The 15,931-nt window shown below is 71.3% G+C and carries 17 protein-coding genes; 14 read left to right on the top strand and 3 right to left on the bottom strand.

Annotated elements, in window-relative coordinates:
• Nucleotides 1-226: 226 nt before the first annotated feature.
• Together ACLJWH_RS30745 and ACLJWH_RS30740 are read left to right on the top strand one after the other, a co-directional pair.
• Nucleotides 227-1,405, top strand: a complete 1,179-nt coding sequence (locus ACLJWH_RS30745) for a ferrochelatase (protein ID WP_411145041.1) — start codon at nucleotides 227-229, stop codon at nucleotides 1,403-1,405.
• Nucleotides 1,406-1,464: 59 nt separating this feature from the next.
• On the top strand, nucleotides 1,465-2,265 hold the full coding sequence (locus ACLJWH_RS30740) for an inositol monophosphatase family protein (RefSeq protein ID WP_411145040.1): 801 nt from the start codon (nucleotides 1,465-1,467) through the stop codon (nucleotides 2,263-2,265).
• A gap of 84 nt (nucleotides 2,266-2,349) precedes the next feature.
• Here the strand turns inward: ACLJWH_RS30740 and ACLJWH_RS30735 are convergent, their stop codons facing one another.
• Nucleotides 2,350-2,526 (bottom strand): hypothetical protein, encoded by a 177-nt coding sequence (locus tag ACLJWH_RS30735; protein WP_165485014.1) that lies wholly within the window; start codon nucleotides 2,524-2,526, stop codon nucleotides 2,350-2,352.
• A 318-nt stretch (nucleotides 2,527-2,844) separates the two neighbouring features.
• Here ACLJWH_RS30735 and ACLJWH_RS30730 point away from each other — a divergent pair, with 318 nt between their 5' ends.
• The 4 genes from ACLJWH_RS30730 (at nucleotide 2,845) to ACLJWH_RS30715 (ending at nucleotide 6,456) form a co-directional block, all read left to right on the top strand.
• Nucleotides 2,845-3,498 (top strand): response regulator transcription factor, encoded by a 654-nt coding sequence (locus ACLJWH_RS30730; RefSeq protein ID WP_411145039.1) that lies wholly within the window; start codon nucleotides 2,845-2,847, stop codon nucleotides 3,496-3,498.
• 6 nt (nucleotides 3,499-3,504) lie between these two features.
• On the top strand, nucleotides 3,505-4,770 hold the full coding sequence (locus tag ACLJWH_RS30725) for a sensor histidine kinase (protein WP_411145038.1): 1,266 nt from the start codon (nucleotides 3,505-3,507) through the stop codon (nucleotides 4,768-4,770).
• Between the two features lie 513 nt (nucleotides 4,771-5,283).
• Nucleotides 5,284-5,586, top strand: coding sequence for a DUF4193 domain-containing protein (locus tag ACLJWH_RS30720; RefSeq protein ID WP_052861866.1), 303 nt, complete (start codon nucleotides 5,284-5,286; stop codon nucleotides 5,584-5,586).
• Between the two features lie 15 nt (nucleotides 5,587-5,601).
• Nucleotides 5,602-6,456, top strand: coding sequence for a hypothetical protein (locus tag ACLJWH_RS30715; protein WP_411145037.1), 855 nt, complete (start codon nucleotides 5,602-5,604; stop codon nucleotides 6,454-6,456).
• A gap of 22 nt (nucleotides 6,457-6,478) precedes the next feature.
• On the opposite strand, the gene ACLJWH_RS30710 is transcribed toward ACLJWH_RS30715, so the two are convergent.
• On the bottom strand, nucleotides 6,479-6,922 hold the full coding sequence (locus ACLJWH_RS30710; protein ID WP_411145036.1) for a DUF3093 domain-containing protein: 444 nt from the start codon (nucleotides 6,920-6,922) through the stop codon (nucleotides 6,479-6,481).
• Nucleotides 6,923-6,980: 58 nt separating this feature from the next.
• Here ACLJWH_RS30710 and ACLJWH_RS30705 point away from each other — a divergent pair, with 58 nt between their 5' ends.
• From ACLJWH_RS30705 to ACLJWH_RS30670, 8 genes are all read left to right on the top strand, one after another.
• Nucleotides 6,981-7,574, top strand: coding sequence for a PaaI family thioesterase (locus tag ACLJWH_RS30705; RefSeq protein ID WP_411145035.1), 594 nt, complete (start codon nucleotides 6,981-6,983; stop codon nucleotides 7,572-7,574).
• A complete protein-coding gene (gene dut / locus ACLJWH_RS30700; RefSeq protein WP_052861870.1) occupies nucleotides 7,571-8,092 on the top strand; it encodes a dUTP diphosphatase in 522 nt (173 codons plus the stop codon). The genes ACLJWH_RS30705 and dut overlap by 4 nt, the downstream gene beginning before the upstream one ends.
• A 1-nt stretch (nucleotide 8,093) precedes the next feature.
• Nucleotides 8,094-8,861 carry a DUF3710 domain-containing protein gene (locus tag ACLJWH_RS30695; RefSeq protein ID WP_411145034.1) on the top strand — a complete coding sequence of 256 codons (768 nt, stop codon included), beginning with the start codon at nucleotides 8,094-8,096 and terminating at the stop codon, nucleotides 8,859-8,861.
• Nucleotides 8,862-9,188: 327 nt separating this feature from the next.
• Nucleotides 9,189-9,278: a K(+)-transporting ATPase subunit F gene (kdpF, locus tag ACLJWH_RS30690; protein WP_046925563.1), complete on the top strand. Its 90-nt coding sequence runs from the start codon at nucleotides 9,189-9,191 to the stop codon at nucleotides 9,276-9,278.
• A gap of 8 nt (nucleotides 9,279-9,286) precedes the next feature.
• The gene (gene kdpA, locus ACLJWH_RS30685; protein ID WP_411145033.1) at nucleotides 9,287-10,963 is read left to right on the top strand and encodes a potassium-transporting ATPase subunit KdpA; all 1,677 of its coding nucleotides are present in this window, start codon (nucleotides 9,287-9,289) and stop codon (nucleotides 10,961-10,963) included.
• A gap of 32 nt (nucleotides 10,964-10,995) precedes the next feature.
• The gene (gene kdpB, locus ACLJWH_RS30680) at nucleotides 10,996-13,101 is read left to right on the top strand and encodes a potassium-transporting ATPase subunit KdpB (protein WP_411145032.1); all 2,106 of its coding nucleotides are present in this window, start codon (nucleotides 10,996-10,998) and stop codon (nucleotides 13,099-13,101) included.
• 5 nt (nucleotides 13,102-13,106) lie between these two features.
• Nucleotides 13,107-13,769, top strand: coding sequence for a potassium-transporting ATPase subunit KdpC (kdpC, locus tag ACLJWH_RS30675; protein ID WP_411145031.1), 663 nt, complete (start codon nucleotides 13,107-13,109; stop codon nucleotides 13,767-13,769).
• 719 nt (nucleotides 13,770-14,488) lie between these two features.
• The gene (locus ACLJWH_RS30670) at nucleotides 14,489-15,160 is read left to right on the top strand and encodes an ABC transporter ATP-binding protein (RefSeq protein ID WP_411145135.1); all 672 of its coding nucleotides are present in this window, start codon (nucleotides 14,489-14,491) and stop codon (nucleotides 15,158-15,160) included.
• 128 nt (nucleotides 15,161-15,288) lie between these two features.
• Here the strand turns inward: ACLJWH_RS30670 and ACLJWH_RS30665 are convergent, their stop codons facing one another.
• Entirely contained in the window at nucleotides 15,289-15,828 is a 540-nt protein-coding gene (locus tag ACLJWH_RS30665) for a GNAT family N-acetyltransferase (RefSeq protein ID WP_411145030.1), read from the bottom strand.
• Nucleotides 15,829-15,931: the final 103 nt, after the last annotated feature.

The following is a 15,931-nucleotide window of genomic DNA, read 5'->3' as shown; positions in this document are numbered from 1 at the left end:
CGCCGGGTGAGGACCGAAGAACCGGTTCGGTAAGGATTGACTGAGGCGGGTACAGGTTACGGCCGGCGGGACCCGCCCGCCTCCGGGTTTTCCTACGAACGCTCCGAGGCCCGCACGGGGCCCGCGCACGCGGCTACGGGGCCGCGCCGGAACCGGCCCCGGCACGGGAGCCGCCGGGCAGGGGTCCGCCCGCCGCCTCCGCGGGAAGGGTGGCAGGATCGACGGCATGCCCGAACAGTGCGATTGCGCCTCTCGCTCCGGTGGGGGCGACCCCCGTCCTTACGACGCCCTGCTGCTGCTCTCCTTCGGCGGTCCCGAAGGCCCCGACGACGTCGTCCCGTTCCTGGAGAACGTCACCCGCGGTCGCGGCATCCCCCGCGAGCGCCTCAAGGAAGTGGGGCGGCACTACTTCCTGTTCGACGGGGTCAGCCCCATCAACGCCCAGAACCGGGCGCTGCTGGACGCGCTGCGCAAGGACTTCGCCGAGCACGGCCTGGACCTGCCGGTCTACTGGGGCAACCGCAACTGGGCGCCGTATCTGACCGAGACCCTGCGCACGATGGTCCGCGACGGCCACCGCCGCATCGCCGTCCTGGCGACCAGCGCCTACGCCTCGTACTCGGGCTGCCGGCAGTACCGCGAGAACCTCGCCGACGCGCTCGGCACCCTCCAGGCCGAGGGACTGCCCGTACCGCAGGTCGACAAGCTCCGGCACTACTTCAACCACCCCGGCTTCGTCCGCCCGATGATCGACGGGGTGCTGGCCTCGCTCGCCGCCCTGCCCCCCGAGACCCGGGCCGGCGCCCATATCGCCTTCACCACGCACTCGATCCCCACCGCGGCCGCCGACACCTCCGGCACCCCCACGGACCACACCCACGACGGCGCGGGCGGCGCGTACGTCGCCCAGCACCTGGACGTGGCCCGGGTGATCGCGGACGCGGTACGCGCCGAGACCGGCGTGGACCACCCCTGGCGGCTCGTGTACCAGTCCCGCAGCGGCGCCCCGCACATCCCCTGGCTGGAACCGGACATCTGCGACCACCTGGAGGAGCGGCACGCCGCGGGCGTCCCCGCCGTCGTCATGGCCCCCATCGGATTCGTCTCCGACCACATGGAGGTCCGCTACGACCTCGACACGGAAGCCACCGCCAAGGCCGCCGAACTCGGGCTGCCGGTCGCCCGGTCGGCCACCGTCGGCGCCGATCCGCGGTTCGCCGCGGCCGTCCGCGACCTCGTCCTGGAGCGCGCGGAGGCCGAGCGCGGCGGCGCCCCGGGGCGCTGCGCGCTGGGCGCCCTCGGCGCCGGCCACGACCTCTGCCCGGCCGGCTGCTGCCCCGCGCGGAGTCCGCGCCCGGCCGCCGCCGGCGCGGACTGGACGGGCCCGGCCGCCACCCTGGCGTAGCCGCCCCCGCGCCACACCCCCGGAACGTCCCACGACCGCTCGCCCGAGCAAGGAGCCCCGTGTCCGACCCGCTGAACGACGAACTCCTCGAACTGGCCCTGGAGGCCGCCCGCCGCGCCGGGACGCTGCTGCGTGAGGGCCGGCCCGCCGACCTCGGAGTCGCCGCGACCAAGACCAGCCCCATCGATGTCGTCACCGAGATGGACATCGCCTCCGAGAAGCTGATCACCGGCTTCCTCGCGGAGCACCGCCCCGACGACGGGTTCCTGGGGGAGGAGGGCGCCAGTGTGGCGGGCAGCAGCGGGGTGCGCTGGGTGATCGACCCGGTCGACGGCACCGTCAACTACCTTTACGGGCTGCCCTCCTGGGCCGTGTCCATCGCCGCCGAGAAGGACGGCGAGACGGTCGTCGGGGTGGTCGCCGCCCCGATGCGCGGCGAGACCTACCGGGCCGTCCGCGGCGGCGGCGCGTACCGCGACGGCGAGCGCCTGCACCACCGGCCCGCACCGCCGCTCTCCCAGGCGCTGGTCGCCACCGGCTTCGGCTATCTCACCGAGCGCCGGGCCGGGCAGGCCGAGGTGGTGCGCACCCTGCTGCCGCGGGTCCGGGACATCCGGCGCGGCGGCTCGGCCGCGATCGACCTGTGCGATGTGGCCTGCGGCCGGCTCGACGCCTACTACGAGCGCGGCCTGAACCCGTGGGACCTGGCGGCCGGCGAGCTGATCGCCCGCGAGGCCGGCGCGCTCACCGGGGGACGCCCCGGCGAGCCGGCCTCCGGCGAGCTGACCCTCGCCGCGTCCCCGGCCCTCTTCGAGCAGCTCCAGCCGCTCCTGGACGAGCTGGGCGCCTGGCACGACTAGCGGCGCCGCCCACCGGCGGGCAGCACAGCGCCCCGGCACCGTCCATCGGGTGCCGGGGCGCTGTCGTCGTACCTGGCCGGGGGATCAGGCGGTGCTGCCGGCGCCGATGTGCACGCCGTGCTCGGTGGCCAGCCGCCGCAGATCCTCGAGCTCTGCCTGCTCGACCTCCGCGAGGAAGTCGTCGCCCGACGCGCGGGCCTGGTCCAGATCGGCTTCGGTGTTCTGTATGCGCTGCAAAATGCCTGTGGTGAACGCGTCCATGGTGCGCCCCCTCGTCGTGGGTCGGTGGCACGGGGGTGTGCCGAAGGGCGGATCGATCACGGCGTGGTCCCTGCCATGGATCGGATCGTGGCAATACTCCGTACAGGGCGTGATCGCGGGTGTGCAGTCGTCCTCCCCGCGGGCAACCTCAGGGAAACCTCAACCGGCCCGGGAATCCCGCCGGCCGGGCCTTGCACCCCCGCCCAGACCCCTCGGCACCCCCTCTTACCGCCGGTTTATGGCTCTTCGGGGCAGGATGGAGGGGCTTTGAGACATTGTTGTGCCCTGCTCTGAGGGCCCTGAGGAAGGACTAGCGACGTGCGTGTTCTCGTCGTCGAGGACGAGCAGCTGCTCGCCGATGCGGTGGCCACCGGACTGCGCCGGGAGGCCATGGCCGTCGACGTGGTCTACGACGGCGCTGCCGCCCTGGAGCGGATCGAGGTCAACGACTACGACGTGGTCGTCCTGGACCGCGACCTGCCGCTCGTGCACGGCGACGACGTCTGCCGCAAGCTCATCGAACTGGGACTGCCGACCCGCGTCCTGATGCTCACCGCCTCCGGCGACGTCAGCGACCGGGTGGCGGGTCTGGAGATCGGCGCGGACGACTATCTCCCCAAGCCGTTCGCCTTCACCGAGCTGACGGCCCGGGTGCGCGCCCTGGGACGCCGTACGACCGTCGCCCTGCCGCCCGTCCTGGAGCGGGCCGGCATCAAGCTCGACCCCAACCGCCGCGAGGTCTTCCGCGACGGCAAGGAGGTCCAGCTCGCGCCGAAGGAGTTCGCGGTGCTGGAGGTCCTGATGCGCAGCGAGGGCACGGTCGTCTCGGCCGAGCAGCTCCTGGAGAAGGCATGGGACGAGAACACCGACCCCTTCACCAACGTCGTCCGGGTCACGGTCATGACGCTGCGCCGCAAACTCGGTGAACCCGCGGTGATCGTCACGGTCCCGGGCTCGGGTTACCGGATCTGACCGGCGATGCCCTCGTTGCCCTCGTTCTCCAAGGCGTCGCCCACCCCGCCTCCCGGTACCCCGCCCAAGCCCACCTGGGATCCCAAACCGGTCAGCCCCCGGCCCTTTCCCTGGCTGCGCCCCACCATCCGGATACGGCTGACGCTGCTGTACGGCGGCATGTTCCTGATGGCCGGCATCGTGCTGCTGACGATCATCTACATGCTGGCCGCGGCCGCGCTGCACGACGGCAGCACGCTGCCGCTGAAGATCCTCGGCGGTAAGTTCCAGGCCACCAGTGACATCTGTTCGCTGCCCACCGAGACCTCCGGGCAGATCCTCCAGGAGGCGGTCGACCGCTGCCTCCAGCATCAGCGTGCGGTCGCCCTCAACACCCTCCTCAACCGTTCCCTGCTGGCGCTGCTCGGCCTGACCATCGTGGCCTTCGCCTTCGGTTATGCGATGGCGGGGCGGGTGCTGTCGCCGCTGGGCCGGATCACGCGGACGGCGCAGCGGGTGGCGGGCTCGGATCTGCACCGCCGGATCGAGCTGGGCGGCCCGGACGACGAGCTCAAGGAGCTGGCCGACACCTTCGACGAGATGCTGGACCGGCTGGACCGGGCGTTCGAGTCGCAGCGGCGCTTCGTCGCCAATGCCTCGCACGAGCTCCGGACACCTCTGGCGATCAATCGCACCCTGCTGGAGGTCCAGCTCGCCGACCCTGATGCGTCGCCCGATCTGACGCAGCTGGGGAAGACGCTGCTGGCGACCAACGAGCGGAGCGAGCAGCTGGTGGAGGGCCTGCTGCTGCTCGCCCGCAGCGAGAACAAGGTCGTGGACAAGAAACCGGTCGATCTGGCCGAGGTCGCCTCCCAGGCCGTCGACCAGACCCGCACCGAGGCGCAGACCAAGGGCGTGGAGCTGCGCGGGGTGCGCCAGCAGGTCTTCGTGCAGGGCAACGGTGTGCTGCTGGAGCGGATCGCGCTCAATCTCGTCCAGAACGCGGTGCGCTACAACGTCCCCGAGGAGGGCTGGGTCGAGGTCACCACCGAGCCGCAGCCCGGCTGTGCGGTGCTGGTGGTCGCCAACACCGGCCCGGTGGTCCCCGCCTACGAGGTGGAGAACCTCTTCGAGCCGTTCCGGCGGCTGCGCACCGAGCGCACCGGCAGCGACAAGGGCGTCGGGCTGGGGCTGTCCATCGTGCGTTCCGTGGTGCGGGCGCACGACGGCAGCATCATGGCGGAGCCGCGCGAGGGCGGCGGGCTCGTGATGCGGGTCATCCTGCCCCTCTGACGGGCCTGTACGGCCGCTGGGACCGCCGCGGGGCCCGTGGCGGTCCCAGCGGATACCCGTATGTACGGCCGCCCGCCGGGCGGCCGTACACCGCCTCGCCGCCCGGTTTGACGGGAAGGGGGGTGCCCGAGCATTCTCGCCGAGTTCGCTTTGCGCGGAATTCGGCGGGTCCGCCCGCCACCTTGCACATGTGTGATCCCTCACAGATGCAAATTTCCGGCCATCTACGCTCCGTGATCAAAACACCCGGTGGAAAGCCGGGAAAATCCGGGTTTCCGGGTACCCCGATCACGGGAAGTACACGGGATGGCGTGCGCGAGGTGCGACATTCGGACCGTGTACGGTCCTGATCGCCATCCAAACCGATCGCCTCATCAGGGGTGCGGTTGGGTGTCGATTGAGTAACAGACCTTGATGTGAGGCAAAATCTCCGCCTCAGGTCGGGCACAAGTCCGGCCTCTCACGCGTTACGAGCGCTTGAGACACCGCAGACACCCAGAGGGGGAGAACGACATGGCTACGGATTACGACACCCCACGTAAGACGGATGACGACCTCAACGAGGACAGCATCGAGGAACTGAAGTCGCGGCGGAACGACAAGTCCGCCTCGGCCGTCGACGTCGACGAGTTCGAGCAGGCCGAGGGCCTGGAACTGCCCGGCGCCGACCTCTCGAACGAAGAGCTCGCCGTCCGCGTCCTGCCCAAGCAGCAGGACGAGTTCACCTGCATGCGCTGCTACCTGGTGCACCACCGCAGCCAGCTCGCGGCGGAGGACAAGAACGGCCAGCCCATCTGCCGCGACTGCGCGGCCTGAGGACGGGCCTGCGCCGTGGCAGGCGTGAACCCGTTCCGTAAGGGCCCCAAGGGCGTGAAAGGCCCGGCGGCAGGCGCACGATCACGCGAGGAAACCGCGCCCGTGCCCGCCGACCCGACCGCCCTCCCCGCGGAGCGGACGACCGGTACACCGCAGGAGCGGGGCCGCACGGCCTCGCTCGCGGCGACGGTCCGCCGCGGCGCCAGAAACGGCGGTATGAACGCGCGGGCCGGGCTCGCCGCCATCGCCGACCGGATCATCGAGACCGCCCCGCGGATCCCGGTGCGCGACCTCGCCGCGCTGCGCGCGCAGTTCCCCGGCCTGACCCCCGAGGAACTCGCCGACAAGCTCGTCGCGGGCGCCTCCCGGGGCACCGCCACCGTCGGAGCGGGCATCGGTGCGGCGGCGATGCTGCCCGTACCGCCCGCCATGCCGGCCGAGCTGGCCGCCGAGGTCGCCGGCATCGCCTCGGTCGAGATCAAACTCATCGCCGAGCTGCACGAGGTCTACGGCCTGCGGCCCCCGGGGACCGGCCGGCACCGGGCGGTGGCCTACCTGATGTCCTGGACCGACGAGCGGGGCATCGAGGTCACCCAGCCGGCCTCGCTGAACTTCGCGCTGGGCGGGCAGATGCGGCGCGAACTGCGCCGGCAGGTCATGAAGCGCACCCTGCGCAACCTCCCCAACCTCACCCCGTTCCTGGTCGGCGCGGCCGTCGGCGCGTTCGTGAACCGCCGCGACACCCGCAGACTCGCCGACAAGATCCGCCGGGACCTGCGCACCCGGCAGATTCCCTGGGACGCCCGCCCCGAGTCCGCGCCGGCCGCGCCGCCGGGCGCCGGGCGGGCCCGCCCGGCGCCCGGCGGCTGAGTACTCCTGGGCCTGGTTGCCGTCAGGTGCGTACGGCCTCCAGGGCCGCCACCAGCCGCTCCGGCTCCCGTGTCGACAGATACGCGTACGGTGTCGGGTCCGCCGGATCCGTGATCTCCACCCGCACCGCGGTGCCGATGTAGCTGCGCAGCAGCATGAACGCGCGGACATCCGCCTTGTGCGTACGCCAGGCCACCGCCTCATCCCTGTCCAGCACCCACGCCTCGCCCAGTGCCGCCGCCGGGATCTTCGCGTCGCCCGCGATCAGCGCGTCGCCGACCACCCGGATCCGCACCGAGCCGTACGCGCTCACCGCCACCGCGGCCAGCGCCGCGCCGCCGATCAGCCCGCCGAGCATCGGGAGCGTCCCCAGGGGGAGCAGCATCAGGGCGCAGGCGACGCCTGTCAGGGCGGCGATCACCCACCAGGAACGGGGCGCGGTGAGGCGTTCTTCATACGACTGCATGGATCCAGCTTGGCACGGCGGCGCGGGCCCCTTACGCGCGCGGGTAGGGTCTCCACTCGTGAGTGGAACTGACGAACCCAGGGCGCTGACGACGCCACCGCAGGACGCCGTCGCGCCCGTCCGGCACCCCGACGCGCCGGCGCCCGGAGAACTCCTCGGCGCGCACTATGACCGGTGCTTCGGCTGTGGCACGGGGCAGCCGCACGGGCTGCACCTGGAGGCGCGGGCCGGTGACGGCGTCAGTGTGCGGGCGGAGTTCACCGTCAAGGAGGCCCACCAGGGCGCACCCGGCCTGGCGCACGGCGGGGTGCTGGCCACGGCGCTGGACGAGACGCTCGGCTCGCTGAACTGGCTGCTGCGGGTGATCGCGGTGACCGGCCGGCTGGAGACCGACTACGTCCGGCCGGTGCCGCTGGGCACGGTGCTGCACCTGGACGCGCGGATCACCGCGGTGCACGGGCGGAAGATCTACTCCACGGCGGTGGGGCGGATAGGGAGCCCGGACGGCCCGGTCGCGGTGCGTGCCCAGGCGGTCTTCATCGAGGTGAAGGTCGACCACTTCATCGACAATGGAAGGACCGAGGAGATCCAGGCGGCGATGGCCGACCCGGACCAGGTCAGGCGTGCGCGTGCGTTTGAGGTGAACCCGTGAGTCAGGGACGCAATCCGGTGGATGTACTGCTGCGGCGGCTGGACCCGGAGGTGCCCGTCCCGTCGTACGGGCACCCGGGCGACGCGGGGGTGGACCTGGTGACCACTGTGGCCGCCGAGCTCGCGCCGGGGGAGCGGACGGTGCTCCCCACGGGGGTGTCGATCGCGCTGCCCGACGGTTATGCGGCATTTGTGCACCCGCGGTCGGGCCTGGCAGCCCGCTGCGGACTGGCGCTGGTCAATGCCCCCGGGACGGTGGATGCCGGGTACCGTGGAGAGATCAAGGTGATCGTGGTCAATCTGGATCCGCGCGAGAGCGTGCGGTTCGAGAGGTTCGACCGGATCGCCCAATTGGTCGTCCAGCAGGTCGAGAAGGTGCGCTTCCACGAGGTGGCGGAACTTCCCGGCTCGGCGCGGGCCGAGGGGGGATTCGGGTCCACCGGCGGTCATGCGGCGGTGGGCGGTCCCACGGGCGGGAATGGATACGCAGCGGTCGGTGCCGACCGGGAAGGACAGTGACGTGTTCGGACGTCGCAAGAAGAACGAGGCTCCACAAGAGCAGGCGGATGTCTCGGCGGTCGCCGAGGACGCAGCGGTGAGCGACGGCGACGGGGACGAGGCGACGGAGCAGCGGCTCAACCTCCCGCCCGCGCCGCGGCCCGACGGCCCCTGGGACGCGTCGGAGGTCGGCGAGCCCGGCGAGGGCCGGGTGGATCTGGGCGGTCTGTTCGTGCCCGGTGTCGAGGGCATGGAACTGCGGGTGGAGGTCGCCGGTGACGCGATCGTCGCCGCGACCGTGGTGCTCCAGGACAGCGCCGTGCAGCTCCAGGCGTTCGCCGCCCCCAAGAACGAGGGGATCTGGGGCGAGGTCCGCGAGGAGATCGCCGCGGGCATCACCCAGCAGGGCGGTGTCATCGACGAGGTCGAGGGCCCGCTGGGCTGGGAGCTGCGCGCCCAGGTGCCCGTACAGCTGCCGGACGGGACGAACGGCGTGCAGGTCGTGCGCTTCGTCGGCGTCGACGGGCCGCGCTGGTTCCTGCGCGGGGTGATCTCCGGCCAGGGCGCGGTACAGCCGCAGGCCGCCGGGGTGCTGGAGCAGATCTTCCTCGACTCCGTCGTCGTCCGCGGTGACGCGCCGATGGCGCCGCGCGACCCGATCGTCCTGAAGCTGCCGGACGACGCCCAGATGGTGCCGGACGGTGTGCAGCAGGAGTCGGCCGCCGGGTCGCGCTTCGGCGGCGGCGTGGAGCGGCTGGAGCGCGGACCGGAGATCACCGAGATCCGCTGATCCGCCGTGCGGCCGGAGCGGACGCCAGGCGTCCGCCCGGCGGCTCAATAGTGACGGTCACAAGGGGCCGTACTCCCGTACAGGGAGTACGGCCCCTCGTTGTTTGTGCAGGTCAGGGCAAGAAGCGTATGAAAATCGTCAACGGGGCGCTAATGGCCGTAAGAGAGGCGTCAACAACGGTCGGGTGTGGTCGGAAGGACGGTTTGCTCTAGGAGTCCGTTCCGCCCCATCCACCTAGGAGCACACGATGGCCGACGTGGCCTTCGTCGTCATCATGATCGCGGTCTTCGCGCTGGTGGCTCTCGTCGCCAAGGGGGTGACGAAGCTGTGACCGTCGAAAACATCGTCGGCCTGATAGTCGCCGTCGCCCTGCTCGGCTACCTGGTCCTCGCCCTCGTCTTCCCGGAGAGGTTCTGAGCGCCACCATGAGCCCCGTTCTCGCAGGCGTGCTCCAGCTGATAGCGCTCATCGCGGCGCTGGCCCTGGCGTACCGCCCCTTCGGCGACTACATGGCCGCCGTCTACAGCTCCCCCCGGCACCTGCGCATCGAGAAGGTCATCTACCGCTGCATCGGTGCCAACGCGGACACCCAGATGCGCTGGCCGGCCTATCTCCGCGGCATCCTCGCCTTCTCCCTGGCGGGGCTGCTCTTCCTCTACCTGCTCCAGCGCCTCCAGGGCGGCCTGCCGCTCTCCCTCGGCTTCGCGTCGATCAGCCCGGACCAGGCGTTCAACACCGCGGCGTCGTTCGTCGCCAACACCAACTGGCAGTCCTACAGCGGCGAACAGGCCATGGGCCACGTCGTGCAGACCGCCGGCCTCGCGGTGCAGAACTTCGTCTCCGCCGCCACCGGCATGGCCGTCGCCATCGCCCTCGTCCGCGGCTTCGCCCGCTCCCGCACCGGTGACCTCGGCAACTTCTGGGCCGACCTGGTGCGCGGCACCGTACGGGTACTCGTCCCGATCGCCGTCCTCGGCGCGATCGTGCTGGTCGCCTGCGGCGTCATCCAGAACTTCTCCGGCATCCACGAGGTCGGGCAGTTCATGGGCGGCACCCAGCAGACCAACGGCGGCGCGGTGGCCTCCCAGGAGGTCATCAAGGAACTGGGGACCAACGGCGGCGGCTACTTCAACGCCAACTCCGCGCACCCCTTCGAGAACCCCAACGCGTTCACCAACCTCTTCGAGGTCTTCCTGATCCTCGTCATCCCGTTCTCGCTGACCCGCACCTTCGGCAGGCTCACCGGGAACGTGAAGCAGGGCTACGCCATCCTGGCCACGATGGGCGTCATCTGGCTCGGTTTCACCGCCCTGATGATGTGGACCGAGTTCGCCCACGGCGGCCCGGCGTTGCAGGCCGCGGGCGCCGCCATGGAAGGCAAGGAGAACCGCTTCGGCGTCGGCGGCTCCGCGATCTTCTCGGTGGCCACCACCCTCACCTCCACCGGAGCCGTCGACTCCTTCCACTCCTCGTACACGGCCTTCGGCGGCGGACTCCAGCTGCTCGGCATGATGCTCGGCGAGATCGCGCCGGGCGGCGTCGGATCCGGCCTCTACGGCATGCTCGTCATGGCGATCATCGCGGTGTTCATCGCCGGCCTGATGGTGGGCCGCACCCCCGAGTACCTCGGCAAGAAGATCGGCACCCGCCAGATCAAACTCGCCGCCTGCTACATCCTGATCACCCCGACCCTGGTGCTCGGCTTCAGCGCCGCCTCGATGGTGCTGCCCGACGCCCTCTCGTCGATGCTCAACACCAAGGCGCTGAACGCCGGTTCGCACGGCTTCTCCGAAGTGCTCTACGCCTTCACCTCCGGTGCCAACAACAACGGCTCCGCATTCGCCGGGCTGAACGCCAACACCCCCTGGTACAACACCACGATCGGGCTGGCGATGCTGCTCGGCCGCTTCCTGCCGATGGTGTTCGTCCTCGCCCTGGCCGGCTCGCTCGCCGAGCAGAATCCGGTCCCCGAGACCGCGGGCACCCTGCGCACCGAGAAGCCGCTCTTCACCGGGCTGCTCGTCGGCACGATCCTGATCATCACCGGTCTGACCTACTTCCCCGCGCTGGCCCTCGGCCCGCTGGCGGAGGGACTGTCATGACCGCCCCCGTGAAACCTGAGGAGCCCGGCTCCATGTCCACCGCCACTCCGACTCGCGCTCCGCACCAGGACGTCCCCAGCGGGCACAAGCCCGGCGACGGCCGTGTGGGCGGCGGTCTCTTCGACCCCAAGCAACTGGTCACCTCGCTGCCGGACGCGATACGCAAGCTCGACCCGCGGGTGATGGTCAAGTCCCCCGTCATGTTCGTCGTCGAGGTCGGCTCCGTACTGACCACCCTCTTCGCCGTCATGTCCCCCGCGGACTGGTTCGGCTGGGCCATCGCCGCCTGGCTCTGGCTGACCGTCATCTTCGCGAACCTCGCCGAGGCGGTCGCCGAGGGCCGCGGCAAGGCGCAGGCCGACACCCTGCGCAAGGCCAAGACGGACACCGTCGCGCGCCGCCTGATAGCGGGCGGCTCCACCGAGGAACAGGTGCCGGGCACCGGTCTGCGCATCGGCGACCTCGTCGTCTGCGAGGCGGGCGACATCATCCCCGGAGACGGCGATGTCGTCGAAGGCGTCGCCTCCGTCGACGAATCCGCCATCACCGGGGAGTCCGCACCGGTCATCCGCGAATCCGGCGGCGACCGGTCGGCGGTCACCGGCGGTACGAAGGTGCTCTCCGACCGCATCGTCATCAAGATCACGACGAAGCCCGGCGAGACCTTCATCGACCGGATGATCAACCTCGTCGAGGGCGCCGCACGGCAGAAGACGCCCAACGAGATCGCGCTGAACATCCTCCTCGCGTCGCTGACCATCGTCTTCCTGCTCGCGGTCGTCACCCTCCAGCCGTTCGCGATCTACGCGGGCGCCGAACAGCCCATGATCGTGCTGCTCGCGCTGCTGGTCTGCCTGATCCCCACCACGATCGGCGCCCTGCTCTCGGCCATCGGCATCGCCGGTATGGACCGGCTCGTCCAGCGCAACGTCCTGGCGATGTCCGGACGCGCGGTGGAAGCCGCCGGTGACGTCTCCACCCTGCTGCTCGACAAGACCGGCACCATCACCCTCGGCAATCGCCAGGCCGCCGAGTTCGTCCCCGTACGCGGCACCACCGAGGCGGAGGTCGCGGACGCCGCCCAGTTGTCCTCGCTGGCCGACGAGACGCCCGAGGGCCGTTCCATCGTGGTCCTCGCCAAGGAGAAGTACGGGCTGCGCGAGCGGCACCAGGGCGAACTGACGGACGCCGACTGGGTGCCCTTCACCGCCCAGACCCGGATGTCGGGCGTGGACGTCGACGGGCGCAAGGTCCGCAAGGGCGCGACCGGTTCGGTCATCAACTGGGTCAAGGAGCGCGGCGGCAGCGTCGCCGAGGACGCCCAGCAGCTCACCGACACGATCTCGCAGGCCGGCGGCACGCCGCTGCTGGTCGCCATGGAGGACGAGAGCGGTCCCCGGGTCCTCGGCGTCATCCACCTCAAGGACGTCGTCAAGGAGGGCATGCGCGAACGGTTCGTCGAGCTCCGCAAGATGGGCATCAAGACCGTCATGATCACGGGCGACAACCCGCTGACGGCCAAGGCCATCGCCGACGAGGCGGGCGTGGACGACTTCCTCGCGGAGGCCACCCCCGAGGACAAGATGGCGCTCATCAAACGGGAGCAGGCGGGCGGCAAGCTGGTCGCGATGACCGGTGACGGTACCAACGACGCCCCGGCGCTGGCCCAGGCGGACGTCGGCGTGGCGATGAACACGGGCACCTCGGCCGCCAAGGAGGCCGGGAACATGGTGGACCTCGACTCCAACCCCACCAAGCTCATCGAGATCGTCGAGATCGGCAAGCAGCTCCTGATCACCCGGGGCGCGCTGACGACGTTCTCCATCGCCAACGACGTCGCGAAGTACTTCGCGATCATCCCGGCCATGTTCGCGGTGGCCTACCCGGGCCTGGACACCCTCAACATCATGCGACTCTCCAGCCCCAACTCCGCGATCCTGTCCGCGATCATCTTCAACGCGCTGATCATCATCGCGCTGGTGCCGCTGGCCCTGAAGGGCGTCCGCTACCGGCCGGTGAGCGCCGACAAGATGCTCCGGCGCAACCTCGCCGTCTACGGACTGGGCGGACTCATCGCGCCGTTCATCGGCATCAAGATCATCGACCTGCTCATCTCTCTGATCCCCGGAATCGGGTGACTGCCATGAACAACTCCGTACGCAACAGCGCCCGGTTGATGGCGGCGGGGCTGCGCGCCCTGCTCGTCCTGACCGTGGTCTGCGGGGTGATCTACCCCCTGGTGGTCACGGGAGTGGCACAGGCGGCCTTCCCCGCCAAGGCCAACGGGTCGGAGATCAGCTCCGGGGGCAAGGTGGTCGGCTCGTCGCTGCTCGGCCAGCGCTACGACAAGGGCAAGGACAAGGACGGCAACCCCATCCCGGACCTGAGGTACTTCCAGCCGCGCCCCTCGGCGGGCCTGGGCAGCAACCAGGCCAACGGCGTCAACACCCAGTACGACCTCCAGATCTCCGGCGCCTCCAACCAGGGCGCCACCAACACCGACCTGATCAAGGCGGTGAAGGAGCGCAAGAAGTGGGTCTCCGAGACGTACGGGATTCCGGAGTCGAAGGTCCCGGCGGACGCCGTGACCTCGTCGGGCTCCGGCCTCGACCCGGACATCTCCCCTGAGTACGCCCGGCTCCAGACCGACCGGGTCGCCAAGGAGAACCACCTCGACGCGGCCAAGGTGGCACAGCTGGTCAAGGACCACACCGACGGGCGCATCCTGGGCTTCATGGGTGAACCCCGGGTCAACGTCCTGGAGCTGAACACGGCACTGCGGGAGCTGACGCAGGGGAAGAGGTAGCGCTGGGCAGGGGACGGCGCCCGGCACCCGGTGCGAGAGCCGGGCGGGGCCGCGGCGGCGGGGCGGGTGCCGGGGCCGCGGCGGGGCGCGCAGTGGGCGGGTGACCCCGGGGAGAGGATCCCCGGGGTACCTGTTCGTCCGGTGGCAGGCCGGCCGGGCGGGTGCACTGTGCGGCGACCGGCCGGGCGCCCCCCCCCCGCGAACTGCCTGCTGCCGGTGCCGGGCCCAGGTGACGCACGAACCGGAAGCCGGCAACAGGACCGGGACCCCGCTGCCGACGACGTCCCGCACACCGGCCCGGCGGGCGGCCGGGAGCCCTCGCCCCGCGCGGCGACTTCACGCTGATCCACCACTTATCCACAGGCGTTGCCTGCCGGACCGCGCCGTACGCATACTGACGCAACCGGCGAACGAGGCGCCGGTCCGGCGGCCAACGCGGCCGGACGCAGCGACCGTTGCGGCAGCTGTGACGGTCGCCGGATCCCGCAGCGGTGACGGGACGGCGTGCGGGAGCGAGCACGAGAGTGGGGGAGCGGATCATGAGCGGTGAACACAACGCGCCGGGCCAGGACCGGAGCCGTGGCGCGGCACAGGGCGGTGCGCATGACGCGTACGACGCCCGGCACGGGGCGGCCGGTGGCGGGGCCGATGGCGCGGGCGACGGACGGCGTCCCGCGGGCGGGGCGGGTACGGCCGTCGCCGAGGCGCCGCCGGGGGCGATGGTCCTTGTCGAGGACCTGCACCGCAGCTACGGCACCGCCGCCGGCGCCGTACACGCCCTGCGCGGAGTCTCCTGCCGGGTCCCGCGCGGTGAACTCGTCGCCCTGCGCGGCCGCTCCGGCTCCGGCAAGACCACACTCCTCAACCTCGTCGGCGGCCTGGACACCCCCGACTCCGGCCGGATCACCGTTGACGGCACGGCGCTGGCCGACCTCGACGAGAGCGGAATGCTCGCGATGCGCCGCGAGCGCATAGGTTTCGTCTTCCAGTCCTTCGGGCTGATACCGATCCTCAGCGCCGCCGAGAACGTCGGCGTGCCGCTGCGGCTGCGCAAGGTGCCGCCGCGCGAACGTGAGGAACGCGTCCAGCTGCTGCTGTCGCTGGTCGGCCTCGCCGACCATGCCGAGCAGCGGCCCGGCGAACTCTCCGGCGGCCAGCAGCAACGCGTCGCCATCGCCCGCGCCCTGGCCAACCGCCCGGCCCTGCTCATCGCGGACGAACCCACCGGTCAACTGGACGCGGAGACCGGCCTGGAGGTGATGGAACTGCTGCGCGCCGTCGTCCGGAGCGAAGGCGTCACCGCCCTGGTGGCCACCCACGACGCGAACCTCCTCGGCCTCGCCGACCGTGTCATGGAGCTGAGCGACGGAGTGATCACGGAGGAGGGCTGACCACGGGAGGACGACCACGGAGACCGGGCGGTCGCGGGCCGGGCGGAGGAGGGGCGAGGGGCGGGGAGGAGCGGGGTGGGTGGGGGCGGGGGAGGGGAGCCCCCCCGGCCGGCCGTCACCAGTGCCCGCTACCAGAGATCCCCGTTGCGCCAGTCGCAGGTGAGGTCCGCGTCGAGGTCGAGGGGGACGGTCGTCGGCAGGACGTAGAGGCAGCCGTCCTCGTCGGCGGTGCGGTGGACGCCTTCCGGGGTGAGTGCCCAGGAGCGGCCGCGCCACAGTCGCCAGCCGCGGGCCGCGTAGAAGGCCGCTGCCTCGTCGGCGGCGCCCAGCGCGCCGAGGTCGTACGCGTCGCGCACCACCCGCTCCAGGGCTTCCATCAGGGCCCGGCCGTGCCCCCGGCCGCGCCGGTCCGCGCGGACTCCCACGCCTTCCACGTAGCCGCAGCGCAGCGCCCGGCCGCCGTGCAGCAGCTGGCGCTGGACCACCGACGCGTGCCCGATGAGTTCGCCGTCCTCGTGGATCAGTGCGTGCAGGCCGCCGAGTGCGTGCTCCCAGTCCTCCGCGGTCATGTCGTCGAAGACGTCGTACAGCAGGCTGCGGGCCGCGTTGCGCGTGGCGGTGTCCAGGTCGGCGGTGTGGGCGATGCGTACCTCGGTCATGCGGGGCATCCTCGCAGCCGGTATGTGCCGGGGCGACGGAATTTCGGTGTGCTGCCGCCCGGCCGCCGCTCCGGTCCCCGCCCTCCCCGCTTTCCACCCGCCGCCCGCCCCC

This window comes from Streptomyces sp. x-80, from assembly GCF_046549095.1.
GTDB lineage: Bacteria > Actinomycetota > Actinomycetes > Streptomycetales > Streptomycetaceae > Streptomyces > Streptomyces celluloflavus.
The sequence above is the reverse complement of the archived record's forward strand: the minus strand, read 5'-3'. Positions and strand labels throughout refer to the sequence as shown.